The sequence below is a fragment of the Bradyrhizobium sp. USDA 376 genome (assembly GCF_054063675.1).
Genome location: NZ_JBSSGN010000001.1, coordinates 2,405,411 through 2,417,980, shown reverse-complemented (window position 1 = coordinate 2,417,980; position 12,570 = coordinate 2,405,411). Strand labels below are relative to the sequence as shown.

Below are 12,570 nucleotides of genomic sequence, written 5' to 3'. Positions count from 1 at the left end.
GGGGCCGATCAGTTGGTCAGATGCGCGGCGGCGATCGCCTTCTGGAACAGCGCGTTCAGCGCGTCGGTGATGCTCGAGTCGCTCGAGACCTCGTAGTAATAGCCCGACGTCGCGCAGGCCTGCATCTTGGTTGCGATCGAGCTGCGCCACGGTGCGATGTAGGTGTTGTACCAGCTGTTGTTGGTGATCGCCAGGTAGGTGGTGTAGAGCACGGCGATCTTGACGCCGCGCGCCTTGATGGTGTCGCAGATCGTCGTCGTCAGCGGCTCCTGGCATCGGCCCGACGAGCTGATCACGGTCTGACTGCAGCTCGACGGGTAGTAGTAGTCGGCGACGCCGTCCGAGACGAAGAACAGCCATTTCTGCGGCGAGGACGACGAGCCGTCGCCGGGTGTCGGGATCGCGCCGTTCATCGACGACAGGATGCCGTCGAAATCCGTGCACATGTCGTTGTTGTAATTGGTGTAGGGAATCGTCATCAGGTCGACGGCGGAAACCGCCGTCTTCACCGAAGAAAGGCTCGAGGTCAGCGCCGAGATCGTCGTCAGGCCGATCGAGGCGCAATCGCTGCCCATGGTGTAGACTGCCATCCGGTACTGGTTGCTGACGAGCTGGCTTGCGGTCGCGGTGTCCGTCAGTGACTGCGTTGCGTCGCGCACCAGGTCGATCCGCATCTTGATCCTGAGGTTCTTGGCGATCGAATAATAGCTCTTGGTCTGCTTGGTCTTCTTCGAGCTCGACGTGTAGATGTCGTGGCAGGCGAAGGCGCAGCTGTCGGATGTCGCGTTCTGCAGCGCGGTCATGTCGGCCGTGGTGGCACCGAGCCCCTGCGACGGCGAATTGTCCAGCAGCACGTAGAAGTCGATATAGGACGGCAGCGAGGCCGCAGCGCTCGATGTGGCCGAGAAGCCCAGGGTCTTGTAGCCCAGGATTCCCATGAAATAGGTCGTCACCGACGACGCCGCCGTTCCCGTGGCGGTGCGCGTGGTGACGCTGTCGGTCACGGTGATGGTCACCGAGCCCGTCGCCAGGCCGTACGCGGACATCTGTCCGGTAAAGGTGTTCAGGGCGTCGCTCTGCGCGGCCGAGGCGCTCTTGGTGATCTCGCTCTTTGCGGTAGCGACCAGCACGGCGGTGTCGAGCGCGGCGATCAGCTTCGTTCTCGCCCGTGCGGCGAGGGAGTAGTCGACGGCCGCGCCGACGAAGGACAGCAGCGGCACCAGCGCCAGCGCGAAGATGACGGCGATGTTGCCGCGTCGGTCGGAGACGAAGCGCGAGAGCAGGTGACCTCTGTTGGCGTTCGTCAAGCCGGCATATCCCAAAGCAGGAAACGATGCGCCAGCGTAAAATCGACGAACTTACGCAACGATTGACCGTGGCGTGATCGTTCGTGTCCGCTGATTGCGGATCGTGTCGCCGGAGCTTTGAGAGACGTTGCGAAACGATTGGGGCGGGGGCTCGTGCCGCGCCGTTGCGGAACGGAAGCGGGCGGCACTTCCGGCAGGGCCGCCATGGTGCATCAATTCATTAATCCAATTTAACTCGGATTTCAGCCAATTCACCAACAACCGTTAGGGTTACTTCCTCGATCTCTAAGCGAATTATTGTCCGCTTTACCACCCGCCTCTAACAGAGGAACGGCGGACAACGCACGCGCCTCATACAGGCCCATAAGTGCGGCCCGCCCCACGCGGAGGTGGCACGATGCGCAACGAGACGATCGCTATTCACGCCGGCTACGAACCCGAAGCCACCACGCACGCGGTCGCCGTGCCGATCTACCAGACCGCAGCCTACGCTTTCGACAGCGCCGATCACGGCGCGGCCCTGTTCAATCTCGAGGCCGAAGGCTTCCGCTACAGCCGCATCGCCAATCCGACCAGCGCGGTGCTTGAGAAGCGCATCGCCCAGCTCGAGGGCGGTGTCGGCGCGCTCGCGGTCGCGACCGGCCAGGCGGCGCTGCATTTCGCCTTCGTCAATGTCGCCGATCACGGCGGCAACATCGTCTCCGTGCCGCAACTCTACGGCACCACGCACACGCTGCTCTCGCACATCCTGACGCGCCAGGGCATCACCGGCCGCTTCGCCGAAAGCGACAAGCCCGAGGCGATCGAAAAGCTGATCGACGAGAACACTCGCGCGGTATTCGCCGAGACGATCGGAAATCCCGCCGGCAACGTCTGCGACATCGAGGCGCTGGCGAAAATCGCGCATGCGCATGGCGTGCCGCTGATCGTCGACAACACGGTCGCAACGCCGATCCTGCTCAAGCCGTTCGACTACGGCGCCGATATCGCCGTGCACTCGCTGACCAAGTTCCTGGGCGGCCACGGCACCACGCTCGGCGGGGCCATCGTCGATTCCGGCAATTTTCCGTGGGCCAAGCACGCCGACCGCTTTCCCGCCTACAACAAGCCGGACGCCTCCTATCATGGCCTCGTCTATGCCGAGCGCTTCGGCCGGACCGCCTATATCGAGCGAGCGCGCAGCGTCTATCAGCGCACCATGGGCTCGGTGCTGTCGCCGTTCAACGCCTTCCTGCTGCTCCAGGGCATCGAAACCGTGGCCCTGCGCATGGAGCGCCATGTCGAGAACGCCCGCAAGGTCGCCGAGTTTCTGCGGACTGACCCGCGCGTCGCCTGGGTGAACTACACCGGCTTTCCCGACAGTCCCTACTATCCGCTGGTCCAGAAATACCTCGACGGCAACGCCTCGTCGCTGTTCACCTTCGGCATCAAGGGCGGCATGGAAGCCGGCAAGACCTTCTATGATGCGCTGAAGCTGATTACGCGCCTCGTCAACATCGGCGATGCCAAGTCGCTGGCCTGCCATCCGGCCTCGACCACGCACCGCCAGATGTCGGCGGAGCAGCAGCGCGCCGCCGGTGTGCTGCCGGAGACGATCCGCCTGTCGATCGGCATCGAGCATTCCTCTGATATCATCGAGGACATCGACCAGGCACTGGAAAACGCCTGTCCGTCGCGCCTTGAGGCCGCGGAGTAGGCGGACGGCTCGGATGACGATCTTGATCGACAGGGATCAAGGCATATCGAGCCCGGCGCTGGTGCCGGCCGAGGGCGATCTGGCGCGCGACCATGCCGGCGCCGAACTTTCCATCGGACTGATCAACAACATGCCGGATCCGGCGCTGAAGGCGACCGAGCGGCAGTTCATGAAGCTGCTCCAGGCCGCCGCAGGCCCGCGCCGCATCCATTTCCACTGCTTCTCGCTGCCGTCGGTGAAGCGCTCGCCGGAAGCGAAATGGCATGTCGAAAGCGAATATTCCGATCTTGCGGATCTCAAGCGCGGGCGATTCGACGGCCTGATCGTGACCGGCGCCGAGCCGGTCGCGCCCGAGCTGCATCAGGAACCGTATTGGCGCGACCTCACCGATCTGATCGACTGGGCCAGGACCAACACGCGCTCGACGATCTGGTCATGCCTCGCCGCACACGCGGCAGTGCTGCATCTCGACGGCATCGAGCGGCGCCGGTTGCCGGCCAAATGTCACGGCATCTTCGACTGCGAAGCGGTGGTGGGCGATTCCCTCACGCACGCGGTGCCTGCACCGCTCAAGGTTTCGCATTCGCGCCTGAACGAGATCGTCGAGAGCGACCTCGTGCAGGCCGGCTACCAGGTGCTGACCCGCTCGGCTGAGGCCGGGGTCGACGTCTTCGTCCGCCAATATGCCAGCCGCTTCGTGTTCTTCCAGGGCCATCCGGAATATGATGCGCTGTCGCTCCAGCGCGAATATCTGCGCGACATCGGCCGCTACCTCGCGCGCGAGCGCGAGACTTACCCGCATGCGCCCGTGAGCTATTTTGACGCAGTCACCGAAGAGAAGCTGGCTCGCTTTGAGAAGCGGGCGAGGCACGAGCGCCATCCGGCGCTGACCAACGACCTGCCGGCGCTTCATTTGCGCGCCGATATCGCCGCCGGCAGCGCGGCTGCGGCGCTCTTTCGCAACTGGCTGCAATATCTCGGCGCGGAAGCCGATGCCTCGGTCCTGGCGCGCTAGGCCAAAGGGCATTCGTTCCGCGTTAGGATTACCAAAGCGTTAGGCTTGCCTCAGCCAGCGCACGAATGTTTCAGTAGAGACATACGGAATCACAGGAAACGCTGTCGTGTGGTCGGCACTCCAGGGACGCGTGAGCAATCGGCTGGCCCGGCATTTTCGCGCCGCGCCGCATCGGCTGCCTGCGCATGCGCCGATGGTGAGCTTCACCTTCGACGATGCTCCCGATAGTGCCGCCGGCGAGGGCGCCTTGCTGCTCGAGGCGCATGGCGGTCGCGGCACGTACTACATCGCCGGCAGCCTGATCGATCAGCCGTCGGATCACTGGCATGGGCTGTCGAACGACGCGATCGTGCGGCTTCACCGTGCTGGCCACGAAATTGCCTGCCACACCTTCTCGCATCAGAGCTCGGCCGATCTCGACGAAGCCTCCATGGCCCGCGAGATCGAGCGGAACCGCAGCCATTTCCGCGGCATCGATTCTTCGATCACGCTGGAGAATTTCGCCTACCCCTACGGGATCGCCTCGGTCTGGCGCAAGCCGCAGCTGGCGAAGGCGTTCCGCTCGGCGCGCGGCATTCTTCCCGGCGTCAACCGCGACGTCATCGACCTCCAGTTCCTGCGCGCCTCGCCGTTGGTCGATTGCGAGATCGACAAGACAGGCGTCGATCGCTATTTCGACCAGGCGGTCGCAAGCGGCGGCTGGCTCATCTTCTACAGCCACGATATCGCCAACGCGCCGAGCCCTTATGGCTGCACGCCGCATTTGATGCGCCATGCGCTGGAGGCGGCGGGCAAGCGCAACATGCCGATCGTGACGGTCGCGGAAGCGCTGCGGCGAATCGGGGCGTAGCTGCTGTACCTCTCCCCGCTTGCGGGGAGAGGTCGGATCGCCCCCGGCGATGCGAAGCATCGTCCGGCGCGATCCGGGTGAGGGGGGACAGGTCCATCGGCGGTTCATGAGTGGAGAGAAGCCCCTCACCCCAACCCTCTCAGCGCGAGCGAAGCTCGTCGCGGCCCCGTAAGAACGGGGAGAGGGAGAAGAAGCAGCGGTGCAAGCCCTCCAAACAGTCTTGCCACGGCGACGCCAGCATGCGACTGGCCTTGTGACGAATCCCACGGCCTCGCTCCGATACACCCATGAACGCTCCTTCCACCGCTCCGCTGCCCGCGCCGGCCAACGGCCGCGACGCGCTGTCGGTGCTGCATTCGGTGTTCGGTCTGCCTGGGTTTCGCGGGGCACAGGGCGACATCATCCGGCACGTTACCGGCGGCGGCAATTGCCTCGTGCTGATGCCGACCGGCGGCGGCAAGTCGCTGTGTTACCAGCTGCCGTCCTTGCTGCGCGAAGGCTGCGGCATCGTGGTCTCGCCGCTGATCGCCCTGATGCGCGACCAGGTCGCGGGCCTGCTGGAGGCCGGCGTCAATGCCGCCGCGCTCAACTCGTCGCTGTCGCCGCAGGAGGCCTCGGACGTCGAACGCCGCCTGATCGCAGGCGATCTCGATCTGCTCTATGTCGCCCCGGAACGGCTGGTCACGCCGCGCTGCCTGTCGCTGCTGGCGCAGGCGAAGGTGGCGCTGTTCGCGATCGACGAAGCCCATTGCGTCTCGCAATGGGGACACGACTTCCGCCCGGAATATGTCGGTCTCTCCATCATCGCCGAGCGCTTTCCCGACGTGCCGCGCATCGCGCTCACCGCGACCGCCGACGAGTTGACGCGCAAGGAGATCGTCGAGCGGCTCCAGCTTGCCGGTTCCCCGCAATTCGTCTCCAGCTTCGACCGGCCCAATATCCGCTACGAGATCGTCGACAAGCGCAACGCCGTGTCGCAGCTCAAGGAGTTCATCCGCGAGCGTCATACGGGCGACGCCGGCGTGGTCTATTGCCTGTCGCGCAACCGGGTCGAGGAGGTTGCCGCCGCGCTCGAGGAGGCCGGCATTGCCGCGCTGCCCTATCATGCCGGTCTCGACAGCAGCGTCCGCTCGCGCAACCAGGACCGCTTCCTCAACGAGGACGGCATCGTCATCGTCGCGACCATCGCCTTCGGCATGGGTATCGACAAGCCCGATGTGCGTTTCGTCGCCCATCTCGACCTGCCCAAGAGCATCGAGGCCTATTACCAGGAGACGGGGCGCGCCGGCCGCGACGGCAAGCCGTCGGCGGCGTGGATGGCCTATGGCCTCTCCGACATCGTGCAGCAGCGCCGCATGATCGACGAGTCGGCGGGGTCCGAGGATTTCAAGCGGGTCTCGATCGGCAAGCTCGACGCGCTGGTCGGCCTTGCCGAAACACCGCATTGCCGGCGCAAGCGCCTGCTCGCCTATTTCGGCGAGGTCGTGACGGCCGACACCTGCGGCAATTGCGACAACTGCCTGACGCCGCCGAAGATGCGCGACGGCAAGGTGCTGGCGCAAAAGCTGCTGTCCTGCGCCTATCGCACCGGGCAGCGCTTCGGCGCGATGCACCTGATCGACGTGCTGGTCGGGCGCCTGACCGAGAAGGTCACGCAGTTCGGTCACGACAAGCTCTCGGTGTTCGGCATCGGGCGCGAGCTCAACGAGAAGCAGTGGCGCACGGTGCTGCGGCAGCTCGTGGCGATGGGCCATTTGCAGAGCGACAGCGAGGCCTATGGCGCGCTGAAGCTGACGGAGTCCGCGCGCGGCGTGCTGCGCGGTGAAACGGAAGTGTGGCTGCGCGAGGAGGCGCCCGGCACCCGCATCCGTTCCAGCCGTGCAAAATCCCGCCGCGGCGATCTTGCGCCCGCGGCGAACGCGCCCCAGGGCGACGTCGATCCCGAATTGCGCGCGCGGCTGCGGTCCTGGCGTTCGGACGTCGCGCGCGAGCGCGGCGTGCCGGCCTATGTGGTGCTGCACGATGCCACCATCGACGGCATCGTGCGGGCCTGGCCGACCACGCTGGACGAGCTGCGCAACGTGCCGGGCATCGGCGACAAGAAGCTCGAGCACTACGGCGACGATCTGCTGCAGATCATCAGGACGCGGTAGAATGGGCACAGCTGCCGCGGCTGCTGGTGCGCACAACTCCCCCCACATCGTCATCCCGGACAAGCGCGCCCAAAGCGCGCGCAGATCCGGGATCCATACCGCGTGATCTGTCGATTGCGATCGGTAGGAGTACCGAACTGCAAGTCTTCGCCAAACCACTCCCTGTGGTTATGGGTCCCGGGTCTGCGCTGACGCTTGCCCGGGACGACACAGGTGTATGAGGCGAGAGTTACGCTATCTCACCCGTTCCGGAATGCGTAGCCGTAGCCGTTCAGCGCCGGCGCGCCGCCGAGATGAGCGTAGAGGATCTTCGCGCCCTTCTCGAAATGGCCCTTCTTGGTCAGGTCGATCAGGCCTTGCATCGACTTACCCTCGTAGACGGGGTCGGTGATCATGGCCTCGAGACGCGCGGTGAGGCGGATGGCTTCCTTGGTCTCTTCCGACGGCACGCCATAGGCGGGATAGGCGTAATCCTCGATCAGCACGACGTCATCGGCGACAATCTCTTTGCCGAGTTCGACGAGCTTGGCCGTGTTCTGCGCGATCGAGAGCACCTGCGCTTTCGTCTGCGCCGGCGTGAAGGACGCATCGATGCCGATCACCTTGCGCGCACGGCCGTCGGCGGCGAAGCCGACCAGCATGCCGGCATGGGTCGAGCCGGTGACGGTGCAGACGATGATGTAGTCGAACTTGAAGCCGAGCTCCTTCTCCTGCTTGCGCACTTCCTCGGCAAAGCCGACATAGCCGAGACCGCCATATTTGTGCACGGACGCGCCGGCGGGAATCGCGTAGGGCTTGCCGCCCGCCGCCTTTACTTCCTCGATCGCCTGCTCCCAGCTCTTGCGGATGCCGATGTCGAAGCCGTCGTCGACGAGGCGCACGTCGGCGCCCATGATGCGCGACAGCATGATGTTGCCGACGCGGTCATAGACGGCGTCCTCGTGCGGCACCCAGGCTTCCTGCACCAGGCGGCACTTCATGCCGATCTTGGCGGCGACGGCGGCGATCATGCGGGTGTGGTTGGACTGCACGCCGCCGATCGACACCAGCGTGTCGGCGTTGGAGGCGATCGCATCCGGGATGATGTATTCGAGCTTGCGCAGCTTGTTGCCGCCATAGGCGAGGCCGGAATTGCAGTCCTCGCGCTTGGCATAGATCTCGACATTGCCGCCGAGATGCTTCGACAGCCGCTCCAGCTTCTCGATGGGCGTCGGGCCGAAGGTCAGCGGGTAGCGCGCGAATTTTTCCAGCATGGTCAGGTGATCCCGTTTGGCGTTGGTGGCTGGGATCTGGCTAGCATCGCTGCAGGGAAATGTGCTCTCAAATACTGCGCCAATATTGTGCGTCTTCTTGCGTAGTTTGCGCCATCTGCTAATATTTCTTCCATTCTATTCTAAGTTTATGGAAGTTTCTTCCATGGCCGCCAGACTCGATCGAACCGATCTTAAGATATTGAGATTGCTGCAAAATAACGGCCGGCTGAGCAACGCCGAGCTGGCCGAAACGGTCGCGATCAGCCCCGCCACCTGCCACCGCCGCACCCAGCGCCTGTTCGAGGACGGCTTCATCGCCGCGGTCCGCGCCATGGTGGCACCGAAGAAGGTGGCGAAGGGCACGCTGGTGATGGTGGGCGTCGTGCTCGACCGTTCGACGCCGGAGAGCTTCGCCATCTTCGAGCAGGCGGTTGCCAAACTGAAATTCGTGCTCGACTGCCACCTCGTCGCCGGCGACTTCGACTACTTCCTCAAGATCCGGGTCGGCGACATGGAGGACTTCAACCGCATCCATGGCGAGCAGCTCATCGCGCTCCCGGGTGTGCGCCAGACCCGCACCTTCTTCGTGATGAAGGAGGTCGTCGACAACGCGCCGCTGGAGTTTTGAAGCAGAGCGTTTTCCAGCGAAGTGGAAACCGGTTCGCGTCAGAAAACGCGTCAAAACAAAAATCCAGCGCACTTGATGCGCGATCCGCATCATGAGAGATTCATGCGATGCAGACATTCCCCTTCCGGCAGCACAATCCGGCCGGGCCGGCCTATCGGCGCGGCTGGGTCGACGAGGCCGTCGCCGCGATCGAGGCCGACCAGTGCCGCACCGCCGACACGCATCTGATCCGGCTGATCGTGCCGGCGCTATCAGGCATCGACATCTATCTCAAGGATGAATCCACGCATCCGACCGGCAGCCTGAAGCATCGCCTGGCGCGCTCGCTGTTCCTCTATGCGCTCTGCAACGGCCACATCCGCGAAGGCACGCCCGTGGTCGAGGCATCGTCGGGATCGACGGCGGTATCGGAAGCCTATTTCGCGCAGATGATCGGCGTGCCCTTCTATGCCGTGATGCCGCGCACGACCTCGGCCGAGAAGATCGCTGCGATCGAGCATTACGGCGGCAACTGCCATCTAATCGACGACGGCCGCGCGCTCTATGCGGAGGCCGCCGCGCTCGCCGCCCGGCTCCACGGCCATTACATGGACCAGTTCACCTTCGCCGAGCGTGCCACCGACTGGCGCGGCAACAACAACATCGCCGAATCGATCTTCACGCAATTGGCAGGCGAGCCGCAGCCGATCCCGGACTGGATCGTGATGGGCGCGGGCACCGGCGGCACCTCGGCCACCATCGGGCGCTATCTGCGTTATCGCCAGTATCCGACGCGGCTGTGCGTTGCCGATGTCGAGCATTCCGCCTTCTTCGACTGCTTCCGCTCGCAGGACCGCTCCCATGTTTGCGACCGCCCGTCGCTGATCGAGGGCGTCGGCCGTCCCCGCTGCGAGCCGTCCTTCGTGCCCGGCGTGGTCGACCGCATGATGAAGATCCCGGACGCGGCGACGATCGCGGCGATGAACGTGCTGTCGCGCCGGCTGCGCCGCGTGGTCGGCGGCTCCACCGGCACCAACTTCCTGGCGCTGTGCCGGCTTGCATCGGAGATGCGCAAGGCAGATGTGACTGGATCGCTGGTGACGCTGATCTGCGATTCCGGCGAGCGCTACCGGCAGACTTACTACGAGCCGGAATGGCTGAAAGCGCGCGGCCTCGATCCGGCGCCGTTCGAGGCGGCGTTGGCGTCGTTCCTTGCGACAGGTGAGCCGCTGACGCTGGACGTCGACGACGTCGTCAATCCCCAGAGCGTACGAAGCCCCACGGCATCATAGCCGAGCGTCGCCTTACGATTTGCGAAATGGCACGGTCGTCACGGCAACTTCACTTGCCTTGCGCAGGCATGCGGGCGAGCCTCGCCTCTTCTCAACGAGGAGATCCCGCCGTGCGCCTCCCCATTCTCGATCCCAAGGATCTGACCGCCGAACAGAAGCCGCTCTATGACGACATGCAGGCCGGCATCAAGGACCACTTCAAGGGCTTTGTGAACATGCGCGACGACGGCGCGCTGCTGGGACCCTGGAATCCCTGGATCCGCGAGCCGCGCTTCGGCAAGCCGGTGTGGGAGCTGGTCAAGGCGATCGCGTCGAACCCGCTGCTGCCCGCAGCCGTGCGCGAGGTCGCGATCCTCGTCACCGGCTCGCATTTCCGCTCCGGCTATGAGCTGTATGCCCATGTGCTGGTGGCCGAGCAGCGTGGTCTCTCCGACGAGAAGCTCGCGACCATCGTCGCCGGCCAGCGGCCGGTCGATCTCACCAAGCAGGAAGCTGTTGCCTACGACATGGCCTCGGCTCTGGTGAGCGGCGGCGTGCTGCCGGAGCTGACTTATCGCGCGGCGGTGAAGGAGTTCGGCGAGCACGGCGCGGCCGAGCTGTCCTATCTCGTCGGCGTCTACTGCATGGTCTCGGTCACGCTCAACACCTTCGACGTGCCGGTGCCGGAGTAGACGCTTTGCGTCGATCACTCCGCCGCCTTGCTTGCAGGCGGCGGGGGCGCCCAGGCGATGCAGCGATTGCGGCCTTCGCTCTTGGCCTGGTAGAGCGCATGATCGGCCGCGCCCATCAGCGCGTCGATGCCGGACATGCTGGCGGTGGCCTCGGCGATGCCGATGCTGACGGTGAGGCCGAACTGGATCTTCTCGGCAAGGACCTGCGTGCTCATCACGCGCTTGCGGATGCGCTCGGCCACCGTCCTCGCCCGGGACAGGCTGGTCTCGGGCAGCAGAATGGCGAATTCCTCGCCGCCGAGACGGCCGACGATGTCCGACTTGCGCTTGCCGTCGAGACAGGCGGCCGCAACGGCCTTGATCGCGGCGTCGCCCACCGCATGGCCGTAGCGATCGTTGACCGACTTGAAGTGATCGATGTCGAGCATCAGCACCGAGACGGAGCGATAGTAGCGCTGGAAGCGGCTCCATTCCGCATCGAGGTTCTCGAGGAAGTGGCGGCGGTTGTAGAGGCCGGTGAGCGGATCGGTGGTGGCGAGCGTCTCCAGCATCGCGGCCTTTTGCGTCAGATCGGTGATGTCGACATAGGTCAGCATGCGCCCGCCATTCGACATCGTGGTGCAATGGGCCCTGATGCGGCGGCCGTCCGGCGTCTGCAGGTCACGCACGTGATCACCGGCCTTGACCTCCTCGACGCGCCGCGCCGGAAACTTCGCGAGCTCGCTGTTTGGAAGATTGGGCGCGCTGGCGCGATGCAGGCGACGCACCAGCGATGAATAGGCCGGCCGGCTCGTCGCCTCGTCTTCGCTGACCTCCCAGAACCGCCGCATCCGCCGGTTCATGAAGGTTGCGTTCAAGTCGGAGTCGAGAAGGAGGACGCCGTCCTGAACATTCTCCAGCGCATCCCGCAGCAGCTTCAGCTCGTCGGAGGTACGCACGATGTCGGTGACGGGCGTATAGGTCAGCATGCGGCCGCCATCTGGCAGCGGCGTGACCTGGACGCGCACGACATCGCCATTGGTCCGGCGCAGATCGATCGGGGTCGGATCACCCGCCTCGATCACACGGACGCGCTCTGCCACGAGGGCATCGAGCTCGGGGTCCGGCACTTCATAGGCGCCGGTGTCGCGTCCGTGATGAAGCAGCGTAAGAATGGATGGATTGCTGTCGGCAACCTCGTCGGGCAGGCGCCACATCTGGCGGAACGACCGGTTGATCAGGCGCGCCCTGAGGTGGGAGTCGAGCAGCACGATGCCTGTCGGCACATGATCGAGTGCGGCGCGCAGCGCCAGCATCTGGCCGCGCATCAACGCGTCGGACGAGCGTTCCCGCTCCTCGCCCGCCGGGCGCTCGCCGCCCGGCTGCTCGAAGGCGACCCCGACCTGGCGATCGGATCGCCAGACCACGCGGCAGGCCAGAATCTCGCGCCCCGCGAGCCTGAGCTGGAACCGCTCGGGCACGCCGAGGCCGCTCTCCATCTCGAGCGTCGCGGCCTCCTCGGTCAGCCGGCGTACGATGCAATCGATCGACGACTGGCCGAAATTGAAGAAGATCTTCCCTGCAAGGAACGTCCGTTCCGGGACCAAGCGGGACATTCGCAGTCTCCGACGCGTAACGACGTGAAAAGTTGGCGTAGTGTCGCGCAAGGTTCCTTGCGTCGGGGTAACGCAACCGATGTTTTGGGATGAGGATTAACGATCGGTTGACGCCCGACCCCGGAATGTTG

Annotated in this window: 10 protein-coding genes; 7 read left to right on the top strand and 3 right to left on the bottom strand. The window is 64.8% G+C overall.

Annotated features, from left to right (window positions below; all coding sequences use genetic code 11):
• Positions 1–8: 8 nt before the first annotated feature.
• The gene (locus ACVJ19_RS11415) at positions 9–1,307 is read right to left on the bottom strand and encodes a TadE/TadG family type IV pilus assembly protein (protein ID WP_453949059.1); all 1,299 of its coding nucleotides are present in this window, start codon (positions 1,305–1,307) and stop codon (positions 9–11) included.
• Between the two features lie 397 nt (positions 1,308–1,704).
• On the opposite strand from ACVJ19_RS11415, the gene ACVJ19_RS11410 reads away from it, so the two are divergent.
• From ACVJ19_RS11410 to recQ, 4 genes are all read left to right on the top strand, one after another.
• On the top strand, positions 1,705–3,003 hold the full coding sequence (locus ACVJ19_RS11410) for an O-acetylhomoserine aminocarboxypropyltransferase/cysteine synthase family protein (RefSeq protein ID WP_453949060.1): 1,299 nt from the start codon (positions 1,705–1,707) through the stop codon (positions 3,001–3,003).
• A gap of 13 nt (positions 3,004–3,016) precedes the next feature.
• Complete coding sequence (gene metA, locus ACVJ19_RS11405; protein ID WP_453949061.1) at positions 3,017–4,018, top strand: homoserine O-succinyltransferase MetA; 1,002 nt, start codon at positions 3,017–3,019, stop codon at positions 4,016–4,018.
• A gap of 106 nt (positions 4,019–4,124) precedes the next feature.
• Positions 4,125–4,868 (top strand): polysaccharide deacetylase family protein, encoded by a 744-nt coding sequence (locus tag ACVJ19_RS11400; RefSeq protein WP_453949062.1) that lies wholly within the window; start codon positions 4,125–4,127, stop codon positions 4,866–4,868.
• A gap of 287 nt (positions 4,869–5,155) precedes the next feature.
• Positions 5,156–7,021, top strand: a complete 1,866-nt coding sequence (gene recQ / locus ACVJ19_RS11395) for a DNA helicase RecQ (RefSeq protein WP_453949063.1) — start codon at positions 5,156–5,158, stop codon at positions 7,019–7,021.
• A 239-nt stretch (positions 7,022–7,260) separates the two neighbouring features.
• Here the strand turns inward: recQ and ACVJ19_RS11390 are convergent, their stop codons facing one another.
• On the bottom strand, positions 7,261–8,274 hold the full coding sequence (locus ACVJ19_RS11390; RefSeq protein ID WP_453949064.1) for a 1-aminocyclopropane-1-carboxylate deaminase: 1,014 nt from the start codon (positions 8,272–8,274) through the stop codon (positions 7,261–7,263).
• 163 nt (positions 8,275–8,437) lie between these two features.
• On the opposite strand from ACVJ19_RS11390, the gene ACVJ19_RS11385 reads away from it, so the two are divergent.
• From ACVJ19_RS11385 to ACVJ19_RS11375, 3 genes are all read left to right on the top strand, one after another.
• Positions 8,438–8,902, top strand: a complete 465-nt coding sequence (locus ACVJ19_RS11385) for an Lrp/AsnC family transcriptional regulator (RefSeq protein WP_453949065.1) — start codon at positions 8,438–8,440, stop codon at positions 8,900–8,902.
• Positions 8,903–9,009: 107 nt separating this feature from the next.
• Positions 9,010–10,173: a PLP-dependent cysteine synthase family protein gene (locus ACVJ19_RS11380; RefSeq protein WP_453949066.1), complete on the top strand. Its 1,164-nt coding sequence runs from the start codon at positions 9,010–9,012 to the stop codon at positions 10,171–10,173.
• Positions 10,174–10,283: 110 nt separating this feature from the next.
• Entirely contained in the window at positions 10,284–10,844 is a 561-nt protein-coding gene (locus ACVJ19_RS11375) for a carboxymuconolactone decarboxylase family protein (RefSeq protein WP_026312077.1), read from the top strand.
• Positions 10,845–10,858: 14 nt separating this feature from the next.
• Here the strand turns inward: ACVJ19_RS11375 and ACVJ19_RS11370 are convergent, their stop codons facing one another.
• On the bottom strand, positions 10,859–12,439 hold the full coding sequence (locus ACVJ19_RS11370) for a diguanylate cyclase (protein ID WP_453949067.1): 1,581 nt from the start codon (positions 12,437–12,439) through the stop codon (positions 10,859–10,861).
• Positions 12,440–12,570: the final 131 nt, after the last annotated feature.

Bases quoted from the DNA above. Each gene is read 5' to 3' on its own strand.
- ACVJ19_RS11410 (WP_453949060.1), top strand. From the start codon at position 1,705: ATGCGCAACGAGACGATCGCTATTCACGCCGGCTACGAACCCGAAGCC.
- metA (WP_453949061.1), top strand. From the start codon at position 3,017: ATGACGATCTTGATCGACAGGGATCAAGGCATATCGAGCCCGGCGCTG.
- recQ (WP_453949063.1), top strand. From the start codon at position 5,156: ATGAACGCTCCTTCCACCGCTCCGCTGCCCGCGCCGGCCAACGGCCGC.
- ACVJ19_RS11390 (WP_453949064.1), bottom strand. From the start codon at position 8,274: ATGCTGGAAAAATTCGCGCGCTACCCGCTGACCTTCGGCCCGACGCCC.
- ACVJ19_RS11385 (WP_453949065.1), top strand. From the start codon at position 8,438: ATGGCCGCCAGACTCGATCGAACCGATCTTAAGATATTGAGATTGCTG.
- ACVJ19_RS11380 (WP_453949066.1), top strand. From the start codon at position 9,010: ATGCAGACATTCCCCTTCCGGCAGCACAATCCGGCCGGGCCGGCCTAT.
- ACVJ19_RS11370 (WP_453949067.1), bottom strand. From the start codon at position 12,439: ATGTCCCGCTTGGTCCCGGAACGGACGTTCCTTGCAGGGAAGATCTTC.